The following is a 16,038-nucleotide window of genomic DNA, read 5'->3' on the forward strand; positions in this document are numbered from 1 at the left end:
GTTCAAGGCCGATCCCGAACGGGAGTGGTCGAACGCTCACATCCCAAGCTGTCGGTCGGGGCGCAGTGCCGCCTACCTGGTGGCGGTCATGGACTGGTTCACGAGGAAGGTGCTCGCTTGGCGCATCTCCAACACGCTGGAGGCGGACTTCTGTGTCGAGGCCCTGAACGAGGCGATCCACAAGTTCGGACCGCCCGAGATCATGAACATCGATCAGGGTAGCCAGTTCACGTCCTTCGCCTGGACCGACCGGCTGAAACGGGTTGGCACGCAGATCTCGATGGAAGGCAAGGAACGCTGCCTCGACAACATCTTCATCGAGCGCCTCTGGCGGTCCCTGAAATATGAAGGCGTCTATCTGCACGCTTGCGAAACCGGCTCGCAGGCGAGGACCGGCATCGGGCGCTGGATCACCTTCTACAACCACCATCGCCCACACACTGCCCATGGCGGTCAACCGCCCGCCGTGGTCCACTTCAACACCATTGAAACCGACAAGCAGGTGCAGGCAGTGGCTTAAATCACCCAGAAATCTGTCCAAAAGACGGAGAGTAGCTCAGTTGGGCGTGTAACATTCGGGGTCGAAAATGTTACGTTTTGCTGCCAGAATGGTTGCACACCAGCATCTGCCCGGGCTCGGGCTGGGCGATTTCGGCAGTCTCAAGACGATAATCGGCTTCCTTGATCGCCCCGACCGGCCGGGAATTCAGGACGATCCGGCGGTTGGTGTCTTGTTCCACACGTTTCAGCATGCCCATTTTCCTCTATCGCATCTGCGAAGGGGAACCCTCCGCTGTCGATGAGGCATGTTTGAACCGGAGCCGCCCCGGACAACCGCAGGCCGGGGGTTACGTCGCGTCGCCCGGGGATGACGCGACGTGGCTTCGGGCGGAATTTTCCCGGCCGGGCGCGGGCTATTCTTCCTCGAAACTGAACAGGGCCAGGCTGCGCTCGCGCTCATTGACCTTGAGCCGGCGGTTCATCGGCGCATGCGCCCGGGCCGAGCAGTCGGGGCGCTCGCACAGATAGCAGTTCAGTCCGATATCGACCGGCCGCGTCCGTTCCAGATCGATGCCATCGGCATAGATCAGCCGCGGCGCATAGGCCACGTCGCAGCCCAGCCCGATGGCCAGCCGCTGCGCCGGTGCGCCGTGCTGGCCGCCGGCCCGGGTGGTGGTGCGGGCGATGGAAAAATAGCTTGCCCCCTCGGGCATGCGAATGACCTGGGTCTGGATGCGCTCGGGCGTCTCGAAGGCGGCATGGATGTTCCACAAGGGGCAGGTGCCGCCAAAGCGCGAGAACGGAAACCGCCCGGCGCTGAAGCGTTTCGAGATGTTCCCGGCCTGATCGACGCGCACGAAATAGAACGGGATGCCCTTGGCATCGGGGCGCTGCAGCGTCGACATGCGATGCGCGGTCTGTTCATAGCTGGCGCCGAAACGATGGCCCAGCAGCTCGACGTCATAGCGCTCAGATTCGCAGGCGGCCAGAAACCGGCCGTAAGGCATCAGCAGCGCCGCGCCGAAATAATTCGCCAGACTGACCCGCAGCAGCGACACGGCGGGCGGGTCGGACAAGTCGGAATCCTGGACCAGTTGCGAAATCGTCGCCTCCTGTTCCAGCCGCGCCAGCAAGACGCCGATCTGGAACCGGCGGCTGGCCTGCCCCAAGAGCTCGGACAGCATCAGCTCCTTGCGGTGAAAATCGAACCGGCGCAGCTGGTCGCCCATGACATCGGCGGGCAGGATGCGCACGATGATCCCGTGCGAGGCCAGCCGGCTGGTCAGTGCCACATGCGGCTCGTGCCGGTGCAGGGCCAGTTCCTCGGCCAGTTCCTCGGCGGGGCGGTCCAGCGCATCGACATAGTTGCGATGGACATAGAACCAGTTCCGGACCGCATCGACCGGACGCGAGTTTTCGGCCAGCACCTCGGCCTTGTCGCGGTCGGTCAGCGGGTTGTCATCGGCCTGCGGGCGCAGGATCGCCTCGCGGTATTGTTCATGCAGGCGCACGAAGGCCGAGGCAATGCGCGGCGAAGCCTGCAACACCGCCTCGATTTCCGAGCGCGACAGGCTGCCGGTGCCAAGCGCCGGCTCCTTCAGTGCCGCCGAGAAATCGGTGGCCAGTTGCGCGTCCGTCGAGGGCGCCAGTTCCGACACGTTCAGGTCATAGACCTCGGCCAGTTTCATCAGAAACCGCGCCGAGGCCGGGCGCTGGTCCGCCTCGATCAGCGTGACATAGCTGGCCGAGACGCCCAGCTCGGTCGCCATCTGCGCCTGGGTCAGGCCCAGCGACTGGCGCAGCACCCGCAAACGCTGGCCGATGATCAGTTTCTCGTTGCGAACTGTCATGTGACAAACCTTACAATCTTGTCACTGGCGATGTGACAATCCCTACCTCAGCACCCGATCCTTACAGGTTTATGCTGTGCAAAGTCCATTACATTACTAACATGACATTATGAGCTGAATCACTGAACTTCCCCGGAGGCCCCCATGCCACTTGATCGTCCACCCCCCGCCCTGCCGCCGATCGTCCTGCGCGCCGTTCCCGGTGCCGACGATGTCCTGACCCCCGAGGCGCTGGCCTTTATCGCCGAGTTGCAAGGCCGCTTTGGCCTGCGGCTGCACGCGCTGATGGTTGCCCGTGCCCGCCGTCAGGAACGCATCGACCGCGGCGAGCTGCCCGACTATCTGCCCCAGACCAAAGAAATCCGTCAGGGCATCTGGCGCGCCGCCGATATCCCCGAGATCCTTGAGGATCGCCGCGTCGAGATCACCGGCCCGGTCGACCGCAAGATGATGATCAACGCGCTGAATTCCGGCGCCAAGGTCTTCATGGCGGATTTCGAGGATGCGACCTCGCCCAGCTTTGCCAATCTGATCGCCGGCCAGATGAACCTGATCGACTATCGCGACGGCAAGCTGGAATATGAGGATCAGGCCAGCGGCAAATCCTATCGCGTCAACGCGGATTCGGCACTGCTGATGATGCGCCCGCGCGGGCTGCACATGTCGGAATCCAACGTGCTGATCAACGCGCAGCCGATTTCGGCGGCGCTGTTCGACTTTGGCCTGTCGCTGTTCCACACCGGCAAGGCGCTTGCGGAAACCGGGCGCGGCCCGTTCTATTACCTGCCCAAGCTGGAAGGCCATGGCGAGGCGCGCTTCTGGAATGAGGTCTTTACCTATGCGCAGGACCGTCTTGGCCTGCCGCAAGGCACGATCAAGGCCACCGTCCTGATCGAGACCCTGCCCGCCGCCTTCGAGATGGACGAGATCATCTGGGAGCTGCGCGACCATATCGCCGGGCTGAATTGCGGGCGCTGGGATTATATCTTCAGCTATATCAAGACCCTGCGCAATCACGACGCTTATGTCCTGCCCGACCGCGCCGAGGTCGTGATGGAGGACGCCTTCCTTGCGACCTATGCCGCGCGGGTGGTCAAGGCCGCCCATCGCCGGGGCATCCATGCCATGGGCGGCATGTCCGCTGCGATCCCGGTCAAGGACGATGCGGCCGCCAACGAAGAGGCATTCGCCAAGGTCCGCGCCGATAAAAAGCGCGAGGTCGGCATGGGCTTTGACGGCTGCTGGGTTGCGCATCCCGATCTGGTTCCGGTCGCGCAGGACATCTTTGACGCCGAAATGCCCGGCCCCAACCAGATCCGCAAACCGCGTCAGGAATGGCGTATCCTGCCTGCGATGCTGCTGAAGCCGCATCAGGGCCGGATCACCGAGGCCGGGGTCAAGACCAACATCTCGGTCGCGATCGAATACCTGGCCAACTGGCTGTCGGGCCGCGGCGCCGTCCCCATCCACAACATGATGGAGGATGCCGCCACCGCCGAGATCAGCCGCGCCCAGCTTTGGCAATGGCTGCGTCACGGCGCCACGGTCACGCTGGACAGCGGCGAAGAGCGGCTTTTTACCGCCGACTGGCTGGGCGAACTGGTTCAGGCCGAGATCGTCTCGATCCTGACCCGACTGGGCCCGAACGGCTTCCATCGCGGGCATTACGCCTCGGCGGCGCGCATTGTCCAGGAGGCGGTGACAGCGCAGGCCCTGCCCGACTTCATCACCGCGCCGGCCTATGACGTGCTGAACGCGCTGGACTGATCTGAAATCCCATTCGGCGGGCCGCGCGCCCGCCACCCCCTCACGTGAATACGACGAAAGGAAATACCATGGCCAACCGTAAGACTTACGCCCAGCTGCGTGCCGAGGTCGAAAAGCGCTATCCCTCGGGCCAGACCCCCGGCGGCGTCACGGTCGATGACATCGTTCAGCTGAAGATGCAGAACACCTATGACACCCATCTGGACATCGCCCGCGACATGGCCAAGATCATGCGCGAGGACATGGCCGCCTATGACGCCGACGCCAGCAAATTCACCCAGTCGCTGGGCTGCTGGTCGGGCTTTCATGCCCAGCAGATGATCAAGGCCGTGAAACGCATGCGCGGCACCGCGCGGGGCACCTATGTCTATCTGTCGGGCTGGATGGTCGCCGGCCTGCGCAACCGCTTCGGCCACCTGCCCGACCAGTCGATGCATGAAAAGACCGCCGTCGCCGACCTGATCAACGAGATCTATGTCTCGCTGCGTCAGGCTGATGAGGTGGCGATCAACGACCTGTTCAAGGACCTGAAAGCGGCCCGCGACAGCGGCGACGCGGCGGCCGAAAAGAAAGCCATCGCGGCCATCGACAACTTTGAGACCCATGTCGTGCCGATCATCGCCGATATCGATGCCGGTTTCGGCAACGAGCACGCCACCTATCTGCTGGCGAAAGAGCTGATCAAGGCCGGTGCCTGCGCGCTGCAGATCGAGAACCAGGTCTCGGACGCCAAGCAATGCGGCCACCAGGACGGCAAGGTCACCGTGCCGCGCGAAGACTTCATCGAGAAGCTGCGCGCCTGCCGCCTTGCGCTTGAGGAAATGGGCGTGGACGAAGGCGTCATCGTCGCCCGCACCGACAGCCTTGGCGCCGGTCTGACCCAGAAGGTGCCGGTCAGCCAGCATCCGGGCGATCTGGCCTCGGAATACATCAAATGGCTGAAGACCGAGCCGATCACCGACGCGAACCCGATCCGCGACGGCGAGCTGGCGCTGTTCCAGAACGGTCAGTTCGTCAAGCCGGCCCGCATGCCCAACGGGTTGTTCCCCTTCAAGGAAGGTACCGGCCGCGCCCGCGTCATCGAGGATTGCATCGTCAACCTGACCCAGGGCGGCGCCGACATGCTGTGGATCGAAACCGACACCCCCAATGTCGATGAGATCGCCGGCATGGTGAACGAGATCCGCAAGGCGGTCCCGAATGCCAAGCTGACCTATAACAACTCGCCCAGCTTCAACTGGACGCTGAACCTGCGCAAACAGGTCCGCGCCCAATGGCTGGCCGAGGGCAAGATCAAGGATGCCGACTATCCGGATGGCAACGAGCTGATGAAGGCCGATTACGACGAGACCGATCTGGGCCGCGAGGCGGATGCCCGCCTGCAGCGCTTCCAGACCGATATCTCGGCCCGCGCCGGCGTGTTCCACAACCTGATCACGCTGCCCACCTTCCACCTGACCGCGAAATCGGTGGACGAGCTGTCGCGCGGCTACTTTGGCGACCAGAAGATGCTGGCCTACGTCAAGACCGTCCAGCGCGAGGAAATCCGTCGCGGCGTCTCGGCGGTCAAGCACCAGCACGAGGTCGGCTCGGATCTGGGCGACACGTTCAAGGAAATGGTCGGCGGCGAGCGTGCGCTGAAAGCCGGCGGTCACGCGAACACCATGAACCAGTTCGCGGCCGAATAACGGGGTCGGGCCTCGGACGACACCTGCCTTCGGTGGATTCGCTCATAACGTGTTCGAGGTCTGTCGCGCCGCCTCCGGGAAACCGGGGGCGGCGTTCTTTATACGCCAGGTCAAGCGGCGGCGGGCTGCGCCTCGGGCAGCGGATAGACCCGGTCATAGGCAATGTTGAAAAAGAACGTATAGACCAGATAGAAGGCCACGATCGCGATATCCATCACCAGCGCCTGCCACAGCGTGATGCCCAGATACCAGGCAATCATCGGGATCAGCAGGACGACCAGACCGCCCTCGAACATCAGCGTATGCAGGATGCGCACGGGCACGGATTTCGCCGCGCTGCCGGTCCGGCGGATCATCGTCCGGTCAAAGCCCATGTTGAAGACGAAATTCCACAAGGTCGCCACCGTGGCCGAGATCAGCCCGATCACGCCCATGTCCATCGCCGGCTTGTCAAAGGCCAGCGTGGCCAGCGGCGTGAAAATGGCCAGCCCGACGATTTCAAAGCTGAGGGCATGGCGAGCCCGGTCCGAAAAGCTGCGCGTTTGCATCTGAATCACTCATTCCTGTTTTCGCCGCCCCTTCTATCTGCAATCATGCAGAAAGAAAGTTAGGTCATATCAGAAAAACAGATGGGTCACGTGGCATGGATGTCTCGATGGAACAGCTTGCCGCCTTTGCCGCCGCCGCTGCGCATGGCTCGTTCTCGGCCGCTGCCCGCGCGCTTGGCAAGGCGCAATCGGCGGTCAGCACCCAGATCGCCAATCTGGAAATCGATCTGGGGGTCGAGCTGTTCGACCGCAGCGGCCGCAACCCGGTGCTGACCCCCGCAGGCGCCCGGCTTTTGCCCGAGGCGCGGGTGATCCTTGACCGGCGCGAACATCTTCTGGGCGTGGCCAGCAGCTTTGCCGGCCATGTCGAGACGCGGCTGGTCGTCGCCATTGACGAGCTGTTCCCCGAACCCGCCGTGGGCGAGGTCTTTGCCGATTTTGCCAGCCGCTTTCCCCATGTCGAGCTGGAGCTGATGTTTCCCAATATGGAGGATGTCGGCCGCTTCGTTCTGGACGGCAAGGCCGATCTGGGGGTGATGTGGCGCCAGGAGGTACTGCCGCCTGAGCTGGGCTTTCTGACCATCGGCTGGGTGCCGCTGCAACTGGTCTGCGGCCGCGACCACCCGCTGGCCAAAGGCCCGGTCGGCTGGGAAGAGCTGAAGCGTCACCGCCAGATCATGGTGGCCGGGCGCAGCGAAGGCCCCGAAAAGCAGCGGCTGCGCGTCGCCTCGGATGTCTGGTGGATCGAAAGCCATTGGGTGATGCTGCAGATCCTGCGCCGCAATGTCGGCTGGGCGCTGATCCCGCGCCATATCATCGAGGGCTCGCCCCTGGCGCCGGATCTGGCGACACCAGCGCTGGAATTCGACAAGGGCGATCATCCGGTGGCGCTGGAGATGGTCTGGCACAAGCAGCGCCCGGTCGGTCCCGCCGCGAAATGGCTGCGAAACCGCCTGACCGCGACCCGCATCGCCCTTGGCTAAGGCTCAGGCCAGCGCGGCGGCCAGCCGGTCGCGTTCCTCGGCCATGGGCAGGTTCTGCATGGCGCGGTCCCGCGCGATGGCCAGCTGGCGCTCGGCCGCCTGCCGGGCCTCGGGCGGGCCGATGCGGGTCAGGGCGCGCAGGGCCTTGACCAGCCGCAGCATGACGTCGATCTGCCCCGCCCCGTCGCGCCCGATCAGATTGAACGCGTCCTCATACAGATCGCCGTAATCCAGCGGCGGCACCGACAGGCGCGGATAGGGCGCGGTCCGGCCCGGCGCATCCGCCTTGGCATGTTCCTGCGCCCAATGGGTCAAAAGCCGGGTCTGGCGCCCGATCACGTCGATGGCGGTGCCGGGGTCGTTGACGGCGGGCGACAATGCCCGCAGCGCCACCTCGGACAGGGCAACAAGGCCAAAGCGCGGGTCCTGATCAAAGGTGCGGGTCGCCCCCAGCGTAAAGGCGGCATGGATCAGCGCGCGCAGCGTCTCGTCGGGGGCATCGCCCTGTCCGGCACCGGTATGGACCCGCGCCAGCGGCGTGTCGGCATAGACAAAGCTGCCGGGCAGGACCAGCACATCCAGCCGCCAGCCCCGGTTCTCGCAGATCGCGGACAGGCTGACCGTATCGACATGCTCGACATAGCCCACCCGCCCGGCCGGGATCGGCACCCCGCCCCGGTCGGCATCCGGGCTGCCCTGCAACCGCTGGCCGCCCAGACAGGGCAGGTCCAGCCGCGCCTGCATGGCCTCATGCGTTGCCTCCTCCAGCCGGGCGGTGGTGTCGGCGACGCGGCCCAGCCGGGTCAGCTGGTCGATCCAGCGCAGCAGCGCCAGCACGATCAGCACGATCACCGCCAGCGTGGTCAGAAACAGCAGCGCCCGCCCCTGCGGCCCATAGGCGCTGACCCGCAAGGCCACCAGCCCGACGATGCTGAAAAGAAACGAGCCGACAAAGGTTGCCAGCGCCGATTGCACCACCTGATCCTCGGCCAGAAGCGTCGTCGCGCGCGGCGTTCCGTTCGAGGTCGCGGCCCCGTAAGCCGAGGTCAGCGCCCCCACCGAAAAGGTCGTCACCGCCAGCATGCTTGAGGAAATCACCGTCAGCAGGCTGTCGATGGCATCCGTGCTGACATCGATGGGCACCGGCCATGGCAGATAGCGGGTCGCCAGCGACGCGGCCATCGCCGCCACCACGCCCAGCACCGCGTAAAGCACGACATGCACCCAAAGCTGACGCCCGAGACGCGACAGGATCCAGCGAATCTTCGACATGGCTGCCCCTCCGGATACAATGGCTTCCCCCGGATTTGGATCACAGTTTTCCCCGGCTGAGAAGCGCGCAGCGCATCCCGGCGCTTTACTTGTATGGAAGTATGGTTTATTTCGGCAAGGGGAGGCCGGCATGGAATCAAGCATCATCACCCTTGCGCCCAGCACTGCAAGCCAGGTCTATGACTGGCTGCACCGCCGCGTGCTGCGGGGCGAGCTGCCCCCCGGCGCCCGCCTCAGCGAGACCGAGATCGCCACCGAGATCGGCATCAGCCGCCAACCCGTGCGCGAGGCCTTCATCCGCCTTGGCAGCGACGGTCTGGCCGAAATCCGCCCCCAGCGCGGCACCTATATCAGCAAGATCTCGATCTCGGCGGTCCTGTCGGCGCGGCTGATCCGCGAGGCGGTCGAGGGCGATCTGGCGCGGCTGACCGCCAGCCTGCGCCCGCCCCAGGCGCTTGGCGCCATGCAGGCGGAAATCGACCTGCAACATGCCGCCGACAGCGCCGGCGACGTGAATGGTTTCATCGAATCCGACGACCGCTTTCACCGTCTGCTGGCGGTGGCCGCCGGCCATGAGGCGGTCTGGACCGACCTTGAGCGGCTGAAATCGCAGATGAACCGGCTGCGGCACATGTCGATGCGCGCCTTTGACCGCGCCCGGACCATTGCCCAGCATCAGCAGATCCTGGACGCCATACGCGCAGGCGATTCCGAGGCGGCCGAGACCGCCGCACGCACGCATCTGCACCAGATGCTGACGGAATTGCCGCAGATGGTGGCACAATACCCGGAATTTTTCACCGATTAAGGAAAGGACAGCGGAATGCGGCATACCTGGCGCTGGTTTGGCCCCAAGGACCCGGTCTCGATCGACGACATGATGCAGGCGGGGGTTCAGGGCGTGGTCACGGCCCTGCATCACGTCCCGACCGGCGCGGTCTGGACCCCCGAGGAAATCGCCCGCCGTCAGGCCGAACTGGCAATGATGTCGGACGGCGCGCCCTCGCATCTCGCATGGGAGGTGGTCGAAAGCATCCCGGTCAGCGAGGCGATCAAGACCCAGACCGGCGACTGGCGCCAGCATGTCGAAAACTGGATCGCCTCGATGCGGAACCTGCATGCGGCGGGGATCCGGGTGATCTGCTATAACTTCATGCCGGTTCTGGACTGGACGCGCACCGATCTGGCATGGCGGCGCCCGAACGGCGCGCGCTGCATGCGGTTCGACCTGCCCGATTTCGTGGCCTTCGACATCCATATTCTTGAGCGCAGGGGTGCCGCCGAGGACTTCCCCGAGGCATTGCGCGACGAGGCCGCCCGCCGCTTTGCCGCCATGGATGAGGCGCGCTGTCAGGAACTGGTGAAGAACATCGTCTTTGGCCTGCCCGGCGCCGCCGAACAGCAGACGATGCAGGACGTGCGCGATCTGCTGGACAGCTATGCCCCGGTCACCGACCCGGTGCTGCGCCGGAATTTCCACGCTTTCCTTGAGCAGGTGGCGCCGGTCGCGCAGGATCTGGGGATGCGGCTTTGCTGCCACCCCGACGACCCGCCCTTCCCGCTGCTGGGCCTGCCCCGGATCATGTCGACCGAGGCTGACTATGCCGAACGCATCGCCGCCGTCGATCTGCCCGCGAACGGGATCACGCTCTGCTCCGGCTCGCTTGGGGCGCGGCCCGACAATGACCTGCCGGGCATGATGCGCCGGCTGGGGGATCGCGTGCATTTCCTGCATCTGCGCAATGTGCGCCGCGACACCGAGACCATCCCCGCCAGCTTCTTCGAGGACGAGCATCTGGGCGGCCAGACCGACATGGTCGAGCTGATCGACGCCGTTCTGGACGAAGAGGCCCGTCGCCGCGCCATCGGCCGCGAAGATGCCGTCATTCCCATGCGCCCCGATCACGGACAGGACATTCTGGACGATATCGGGCGCGGCGGGCAGCCCGGCTATCCCGCCATTGGCCGTCTGAAAGGTCTGGCCGAGCTGCGCGGGGTCGAACTGGCACTGTCGCGCCGGATGGCGGGCGCATGATCCCGCCCCGGATCCTGTCGATCGGCGAGGCGATGCTGGAGCTGTCCTCGGCCGGTCAGGGTGACCTGTGGCGGCTGGGGATCGCGGGCGATACGCTGAACACCGCCTGGTATCTGCGCCGGTTGCTGGGGGATGACGCGCGGGTGGAGTATTTCACCCGCGTGGGCACCGGCGAGTTTTCGCAGAAAATGCTGGATTTTCTGTCGGCTGAGGGTATCGGCACCGATCACATCCCCCGCGATCCCGCGCGCGAAATCGGGCTTTACGCCATCTCGCTGAAGGATGGCGAGCGCAGCTTTTCCTATTGGCGCGACACATCGGCCGCGAAGCTTCTGGGCGACGACCCGGTGGCGCTGGACCGGGCGCTGGCGGGTGCGCGTATCGCCTATTTCTCGGGGATCAGCGTGGCGATCCTGTCCGACCGGGGCCGCGCCAATCTGCGCGACGCACTGGCGCGCGCGCGGACCCAAGGCACGATGGTGGTCTTTGACCCGAACCTGCGTCCGCGCCTCTGGACGGATGCGGCAGCGATGCGGGCGGGGATCGAGGCGGCGGCCTCGGGTGCCGATCTGGTCCTGCCCAGCTTTGATGATGAGGCCACGCATTTCGGCGATGCCGATGTCGGTGCCACGATCCGGCGCTATCTGGATCTGGGCGCGGGCCATGTCGTGGTCAAGAATGGCGGCGGCCCGATATGGTTCGATGGCGCGCAAGGGACCGGCGCGCTGCCTGACCTGACGCCTGACCTGCCGGTCGACACGACGGCGGCGGGCGACAGCTTCAACGCCGGTTATCTGGCGGCGATGCTTGCCGGCGCGGATTGCGCCGATGCGATCCGCGCCGGTCATGCGCTCAGCCGGCAGGTCATCCGCCATCGCGGCGCGCTGGTCCCCGAAGCCGTCGAGGCCGCACGCGCCTGATAGACGAAAGGCGCGGCGATCACATCGTCGCGCCGATCTGCCATGGCACGAATTCGTGGTCCCCCAGCCCCAGCGTCTCGCTTTTGCTGGCCCTGCCCGAGGCGGTGGCCAGAATCAGATCGACGATCTGGCGGGCCTTGTCCTCAAGCGCCACGCGCTGGCTGAGGATATCGCCGCAATTCAGGTCCATGTCGTCGGGCATGGCGGCGGCCAGCCGGTCATTCGTCGCCAGCTTGATCGTCGGTGCGGGTTTCGACCCAAAGGCCGAGCCGCGCCCGGTGGTGAAGACGATCAGCTGCGCCCCGCCCGCGATCTGGCCGGTGGCCGAGACCGGATCATAGCCGGGCGTGTCCATGAAGTTCAGCCCCGGCGCGGTGATGCGCTCGGCATAGTCCAGCACCGCCTCCAGCGGCGCATTGCCGCCCTTGGCGACCGCACCCAGCGACTTTTCCAGAATGGTAGTCAGCCCGCCGGCCTTGTTGCCGGGGCTGGGGTTGTTGTCCATCGAGGCACCGTTCTTTTCGGTGTAATCCTCCCACCAGCGGATTCTTTCCAAGAGCTTGTCGGCCACCTCGGTCGAGACGGCCCGGTCCAGCAGCAGCCGTTCCGCGCCATAGATCTCGGGCGTTTCGGCCAGCACCATGGATGCCCCCTGCGCGGCCAGAATGTCGCTGGCCAGACCCAGCGCCGGATTGGCGGTAATGCCGGAAAACCCGTCCGAACCGCCGCATTGCAGCCCGATCTTCAAGGCGCCCGCAGGCACGGTTTCGCGATGGACATCGTTCAGCGCCGGCAGCATCTCGCGGATGCGGGCCTTGATCGCGTCGATGGTCTTGCGGGTGCCGCCGGTATCCTGAATGGTCAAACCGTGAAAGCGCGCGGCCTGCCCCAGTTCCTGCTTCATGCGGGCGATCTGCATGGTCTCGCAACCCAGACCGACAAACAGCGCCGCGCCGACATTCGGATGCCCGGCATAGCCGGTCAGCACCCGTTGCAGCGCCGTCCAGCCCGGCCCGCTATCGGCCATGGCGCAGCCGGTGCCATGGGCAAAAGCCACGACGCCATCGACATTGGGATAGGGTTCCAGCGCGCCCTCGATGCGGATTTCCTCGGCGGCGCGGCGGATCACGGTGGCCGAGCAATTCACCGTCGCGACCAGCGCCAGAAAGTTGCGCGTCCCGACCGAGCCGTCGCTGCGCCGGTAGCCCTGAAAGGTGAAGGCCGGATCCTTGCGCGCGGCCAGCCCCGCCCGCGCCGCCGCCAGCCCCGCGCCGGGGTGATAGTCGCGGCCATGATCGCCAAAGACGCAATTGTGGCTGTGGACATGGGCGCCGGTCGCGATGTCCTCGGTCGCATAGCCGATGACCTGCCCGTATTTCACCACCTCGGAGCCCTTGGCGATGGGGCGGCGGGCGATCTTGTGACCGGCGGCGGCGATGCCCTTTTCGGTCAGGATCGCCACATTGTCGGCGGGGTTCAGGATCAAGGGTTCAGGCATGGTCGTTTCCTTTATGGCTGGCCCCTTTCAGGCTGGCTTTTGCGCCGTCGCGGATCAGTCCGCTCAGCGCGGCGGTCAGGTCGGCGGCGAAACCCGGATCGTCGCGCAGGGCGGGCGGAAACACCTCGGCCAGCGCCAGAAACCCCGCGACCGTCGCCGCCGGATCGTCCCGCCACAAGGCGGCGAGACGCTGCGCCAGCGGGTCCTTGACCTCGATCGGCTGACCCTTTTCGTCGCGACCCGAAGCATAGCGCATCCATGCCGCCACGGCCAGCGTCAGGCCGGGCACCTTGCGCCCCGCCGCGCGGGCCTCACCGATGGTGCCAAGGATGCGCTGCGGCAGTTTCTGGCTGCCATCCATGGCAATCTGCCATGTCCGGTGGCGGATGGCGGGATTGGCATAACGCGCATGCAGCGCATCGGCATAGGCCCCCAGATCGACGCCGGGCGGAGGGGTCAGCACCGGAATGATCTCACCATGCCAGAGCCCGCGCACAAAGGCGGAAAATTCGGGATCGGCGACGGTGTCCGAGATCGTCTCATAGCCCGCCAGATAGCCCAGATAGGCCAGCGAACTGTGGGTGCCATTCAGCATCCGCAGCTTCATATGCTCAAAGGGCGTCACATCGCCCACGAGCTGCGCGCCCACTGCGGCCAGATCGGGGCGGGCGGCGCCGACGAAATCGTCCTCGACCACCCATTGCCGGAAGGGCTCGTGCATGACCGGCGCCTCGTCGCGGTATCCGGCCGTGGCCTCAAGCCGGTCCAGATCGGCAGCGGTGGTGGCGGGCACGATGCGGTCGACCATGGCCGCCGGGAATGCCCCTTCGGCCTCGATCCATGCGGCCAGCGCAGGGTCGATCAGCCCGGCCAGTTCCAGCACCACGCCCCGCACGACGCGGCCGTTTTCCGGCAGGTTGTCGCAGCAAAGCACGGTAAAGGGCGGCAAACCCGCCGCCCGGCGCATGGCCAGCGCCCGGACCAGAAAGCCCGGCGCCGATTTCGGCAGGGGGTTTTCCAGATCATGGGCGATATCGGGATGGGCGCGGTTCAGCCTGCCCGTCGATGGCTCATGGCAATAGCCTTTTTCGGTGACGGTCAGGCTGACGATTTTCACGGCCGGCGCGGCCATGGCGTCCAGCACCGCCTGCGGGCCTTCGGGTGCGACCAGCACGTCGCGCAGAACGGTCACCACCTGCGGCTTTTCCCCCTCGGGGGCCAGTTCCAGCGCCGTATAGGCCCAACCCTGCAGTTTCAGCTTGTCGCGCGTGCCCGGCGATTGCAGCGAGACGCCGACAATCCCCCAGTCGCCGCCGGATTTCGCCATCGCCTCGGCGATATAGATGGCACCATGGGCGCGGAAAAACGCGCCCAGTCCCAGATGCACGATCCCCGCCGGAGCGGCCGAGGGTTCGCGGAAAAGCCTATCTTGCAAGCCAGCCTCCATCGACATTCAGCACCGTGCCGTTGATGTAATCCGAGGCCGGGGCAGAGAGGAACACCGCCGTCTGGCCGATATCCTCGGCCCGGCCCCAGCGGCCTGCCGGGATGCGCTCAAGGATCGCCTGCGAGCGCGCGGGATCGGCGCGCAGGGCCTCGGTATTGTTGGTCTCGATATAGCCGGGCGCGATGGCGTTGACGTTCAGCCCCTTGGCCGCCCATTCATTCGCCATCAGCTTCGTCAGCCCCGCCACGCCATGCTTGCTGGCGGTATAGCTGGGCACGCGGATGCCGCCCTGAAACGACAGGAGCGAGGCGATGTTCACGATCTTGCCGCGCCCGCGCGGCAGGGCGGCGCGGGCGAAGGCCTGACAGGTGAAGAACAGCGATTTCAGGTTGACGTCCATCACGTCATCCCAATCGGATTCAGAGAAATCCACCGCATCGTCGCGGCGGATGATACCGGCATTGTTGACCAGAATGTCGATGCGCTCGGCGGCAAAGACATCGCGCGCGGCCATCGGGTCGGAGAAATCCAGCCGCATGCCCCGGCCCTGCGCGCCCATCAATGCCAGCGTTTCGTCACAGTCGCGGCGCCCGGCGGCGATGACCTCGGCACCCGCCTGCGCCATGGCGACCGCGATGGCCTGACCGATGCCGGTATTGGCGCCGGTGACCAGCGCCACCTGACCTTCTAGCGAAAAGGCGTTCACCGCAGGTCCTCCGGCTGCACAAAGTCCATGTCGGTATAGTCGATATTGTCGCCGGCCATGGCCCAGATGAAGGTATAGCCGCCGATCCCCGCGCCGGCATGGATCGACCATGTCGGCGAGATCACCGCCTGTTCATTAGCGACGACGATATGGCGCGTCTCCTGCGGCTCGCCCATCAGGTGCAGGACGCGCGATTGCGGCGCCATGCCGTGATAGAGATAGGCCTCCATCCGGCGGTCATGGACATGGGCGGGCATGGTGTTCCAGACCGAGCCATCCTCCAGCGCGGTATAGCCCAGAACCAACTGGCAGCTTTCCATGACCAACGGGTGGATGAACTGGCGGATGGTGCGTTTGTTGCTGGTCTCGACCGCGCCCAGCTTCACCTCCTTGGCCTCGGCCACGGTGATCAGGCGGCTGGGCAGCGTGCGATGCGCGGGACATGAGGTGATGTAGAACCGCCCCTGCCCCGAAAACGTCACCGGCCCCGAACCCATGCCCAGATAAAGTACATCGCCATAAGCCATGTCCCAGCCCTGCCCGCCGGCCTCGACCCGGCCGGCCTCGCCGATATTGACGATGCCCATTTCGCGCCGCTCAAGGAAGGTGGCGGTCTTGGTTTCCTCGACCTTGTCGAGGGTCAGGCTGCCGCCCGCCGGCACCGCCGCGCCGACGGTAAAGCGGTCGTAATGGGTATAGACCAGCCGGATCTCACCCTCGGCAAACATGCCTTCGGTCAGGAAGTTCCGGCGCAGGGCCTCGGTATCCATGGTCTTGGCGTGGTCGGGATGGATGGCGTGGCGGGTCTCGACGCTCAGCATAT

Annotated in this window: 14 protein-coding genes and 1 pseudogene; 7 read left to right on the forward strand and 8 right to left on the reverse strand. The window is 65.4% G+C overall.

Annotation, left to right across the window (positions count from 1 at the left end; translation table 11 throughout):
* Nucleotides 1-61: 61 nt before the first annotated feature.
* Nucleotides 62-463, forward strand: a pseudogene (locus DFP89_RS21150) (transposase); the annotation flags it as partial.
* Nucleotides 464-590: 127 nt separating this feature from the next.
* Here DFP89_RS21150 and DFP89_RS20260 read toward each other — a convergent pair.
* Nucleotides 591-752: a hypothetical protein gene (locus DFP89_RS20260; protein WP_181870247.1), complete on the reverse strand. Its 162-nt coding sequence runs from the start codon at nucleotides 750-752 to the stop codon at nucleotides 591-593.
* Between the two features lie 162 nt (nucleotides 753-914).
* Complete coding sequence (locus DFP89_RS04770) at nucleotides 915-2,351, reverse strand: helix-turn-helix domain-containing protein (protein ID WP_114348243.1); 1,437 nt, start codon at nucleotides 2,349-2,351, stop codon at nucleotides 915-917.
* Between the two features lie 144 nt (nucleotides 2,352-2,495).
* Here DFP89_RS04770 and aceB point away from each other — a divergent pair, with 144 nt between their 5' ends.
* A complete protein-coding gene (gene aceB / locus DFP89_RS04775; RefSeq protein WP_114348244.1) occupies nucleotides 2,496-4,118 on the forward strand; it encodes a malate synthase A in 1,623 nt (540 codons plus the stop codon).
* A gap of 68 nt (nucleotides 4,119-4,186) precedes the next feature.
* A complete protein-coding gene (locus DFP89_RS04780) occupies nucleotides 4,187-5,806 on the forward strand; it encodes an isocitrate lyase (RefSeq protein ID WP_114348245.1) in 1,620 nt (539 codons plus the stop codon).
* A gap of 110 nt (nucleotides 5,807-5,916) precedes the next feature.
* Here DFP89_RS04780 and DFP89_RS04785 read toward each other — a convergent pair whose 3' ends face one another.
* Complete coding sequence (locus DFP89_RS04785) at nucleotides 5,917-6,354, reverse strand: PACE efflux transporter (protein ID WP_114348246.1); 438 nt, start codon at nucleotides 6,352-6,354, stop codon at nucleotides 5,917-5,919.
* A gap of 107 nt (nucleotides 6,355-6,461) precedes the next feature.
* Between DFP89_RS04785 and DFP89_RS04790 the strand changes: the two genes are divergently transcribed.
* Nucleotides 6,462-7,337: a LysR family transcriptional regulator gene (locus DFP89_RS04790; RefSeq protein WP_245948597.1), complete on the forward strand. Its 876-nt coding sequence runs from the start codon at nucleotides 6,462-6,464 to the stop codon at nucleotides 7,335-7,337.
* A 3-nt stretch (nucleotides 7,338-7,340) separates the two neighbouring features.
* Here the strand turns inward: DFP89_RS04790 and DFP89_RS04795 are convergent, their stop codons facing one another.
* Complete coding sequence (locus tag DFP89_RS04795) at nucleotides 7,341-8,609, reverse strand: DUF2254 domain-containing protein (RefSeq protein ID WP_114348248.1); 1,269 nt, start codon at nucleotides 8,607-8,609, stop codon at nucleotides 7,341-7,343.
* Between the two features lie 130 nt (nucleotides 8,610-8,739).
* Here DFP89_RS04795 and DFP89_RS04800 point away from each other — a divergent pair, with 130 nt between their 5' ends.
* The 3 genes from DFP89_RS04800 to DFP89_RS04810 are packed head-to-tail and all read left to right on the forward strand — an operon-like array spanning nucleotide 8,740 to nucleotide 11,564.
* Complete coding sequence (locus DFP89_RS04800; RefSeq protein WP_114348249.1) at nucleotides 8,740-9,417, forward strand: GntR family transcriptional regulator; 678 nt, start codon at nucleotides 8,740-8,742, stop codon at nucleotides 9,415-9,417.
* A gap of 15 nt (nucleotides 9,418-9,432) precedes the next feature.
* The gene (gene uxuA / locus DFP89_RS04805) at nucleotides 9,433-10,644 is read left to right on the forward strand and encodes a mannonate dehydratase (RefSeq protein WP_114348250.1); all 1,212 of its coding nucleotides are present in this window, start codon (nucleotides 9,433-9,435) and stop codon (nucleotides 10,642-10,644) included.
* Nucleotides 10,641-11,564 (forward strand): sugar kinase, encoded by a 924-nt coding sequence (locus DFP89_RS04810; RefSeq protein WP_181870248.1) that lies wholly within the window; start codon nucleotides 10,641-10,643, stop codon nucleotides 11,562-11,564. The genes uxuA and DFP89_RS04810 overlap by 4 nt, the downstream gene beginning before the upstream one ends.
* A gap of 19 nt (nucleotides 11,565-11,583) precedes the next feature.
* Here DFP89_RS04810 and DFP89_RS04815 read toward each other — a convergent pair whose 3' ends face one another.
* The 4 genes from DFP89_RS04815 to kduI are packed head-to-tail and all read right to left on the reverse strand — an operon-like array spanning nucleotide 11,584 to nucleotide 16,036.
* Nucleotides 11,584-13,062: a UxaA family hydrolase gene (locus tag DFP89_RS04815; RefSeq protein ID WP_114348251.1), complete on the reverse strand. Its 1,479-nt coding sequence runs from the start codon at nucleotides 13,060-13,062 to the stop codon at nucleotides 11,584-11,586.
* Nucleotides 13,055-14,509: a mannitol dehydrogenase family protein gene (locus DFP89_RS04820; protein ID WP_114348252.1), complete on the reverse strand. Its 1,455-nt coding sequence runs from the start codon at nucleotides 14,507-14,509 to the stop codon at nucleotides 13,055-13,057. Before DFP89_RS04820 ends, DFP89_RS04815 begins: the two co-directional genes overlap by 8 nt.
* Complete coding sequence (gene kduD, locus DFP89_RS04825) at nucleotides 14,487-15,215, reverse strand: 2-dehydro-3-deoxy-D-gluconate 5-dehydrogenase KduD (protein WP_114348253.1); 729 nt, start codon at nucleotides 15,213-15,215, stop codon at nucleotides 14,487-14,489. The genes DFP89_RS04820 and kduD overlap by 23 nt, the downstream gene beginning before the upstream one ends.
* Nucleotides 15,212-16,036, reverse strand: a complete 825-nt coding sequence (gene kduI, locus DFP89_RS04830) for a 5-dehydro-4-deoxy-D-glucuronate isomerase (protein WP_114348254.1) — start codon at nucleotides 16,034-16,036, stop codon at nucleotides 15,212-15,214. Before kduI ends, kduD begins: the two co-directional genes overlap by 4 nt.
* Nucleotides 16,037-16,038: the final 2 nt, after the last annotated feature.

Source organism: Paracoccus lutimaris (assembly GCF_003337565.1).
Lineage (GTDB): Bacteria > Pseudomonadota > Alphaproteobacteria > Rhodobacterales > Rhodobacteraceae > Paracoccus > Paracoccus lutimaris.

Excerpts from the sequence above, each read along its gene's own strand:
- DFP89_RS04815 (WP_114348251.1), bottom strand. The coding sequence starts at position 13,062 with ATGCCTGAACCCTTGATCCTGAACCCCGCCGACAATGTGGCGATCCTG.
- DFP89_RS04785 (WP_114348246.1), bottom strand. The coding sequence starts at position 6,354 with ATGCAAACGCGCAGCTTTTCGGACCGGGCTCGCCATGCCCTCAGCTTT.
- DFP89_RS04770 (WP_114348243.1), bottom strand. The coding sequence starts at position 2,351 with ATGACAGTTCGCAACGAGAAACTGATCATCGGCCAGCGTTTGCGGGTG.
- aceB (WP_114348244.1), top strand. The coding sequence starts at position 2,496 with ATGCCACTTGATCGTCCACCCCCCGCCCTGCCGCCGATCGTCCTGCGC.
- DFP89_RS04800 (WP_114348249.1), top strand. The coding sequence starts at position 8,740 with ATGGAATCAAGCATCATCACCCTTGCGCCCAGCACTGCAAGCCAGGTC.
- uxuA (WP_114348250.1), top strand. The coding sequence starts at position 9,433 with ATGCGGCATACCTGGCGCTGGTTTGGCCCCAAGGACCCGGTCTCGATC.
- DFP89_RS20260 (WP_181870247.1), bottom strand. The coding sequence starts at position 752 with ATGCTGAAACGTGTGGAACAAGACACCAACCGCCGGATCGTCCTGAAT.
- DFP89_RS04795 (WP_114348248.1), bottom strand. The coding sequence starts at position 8,609 with ATGTCGAAGATTCGCTGGATCCTGTCGCGTCTCGGGCGTCAGCTTTGG.
- DFP89_RS04820 (WP_114348252.1), bottom strand. The coding sequence starts at position 14,509 with ATGGAGGCTGGCTTGCAAGATAGGCTTTTCCGCGAACCCTCGGCCGCT.
- DFP89_RS04810 (WP_181870248.1), top strand. The coding sequence starts at position 10,641 with ATGATCCCGCCCCGGATCCTGTCGATCGGCGAGGCGATGCTGGAGCTG.
- DFP89_RS04790 (WP_245948597.1), top strand. The coding sequence starts at position 6,462 with ATGGAACAGCTTGCCGCCTTTGCCGCCGCCGCTGCGCATGGCTCGTTC.
- DFP89_RS04780 (WP_114348245.1), top strand. The coding sequence starts at position 4,187 with ATGGCCAACCGTAAGACTTACGCCCAGCTGCGTGCCGAGGTCGAAAAG.
- kduI (WP_114348254.1), bottom strand. The coding sequence starts at position 16,036 with ATGCTGAGCGTCGAGACCCGCCACGCCATCCATCCCGACCACGCCAAG.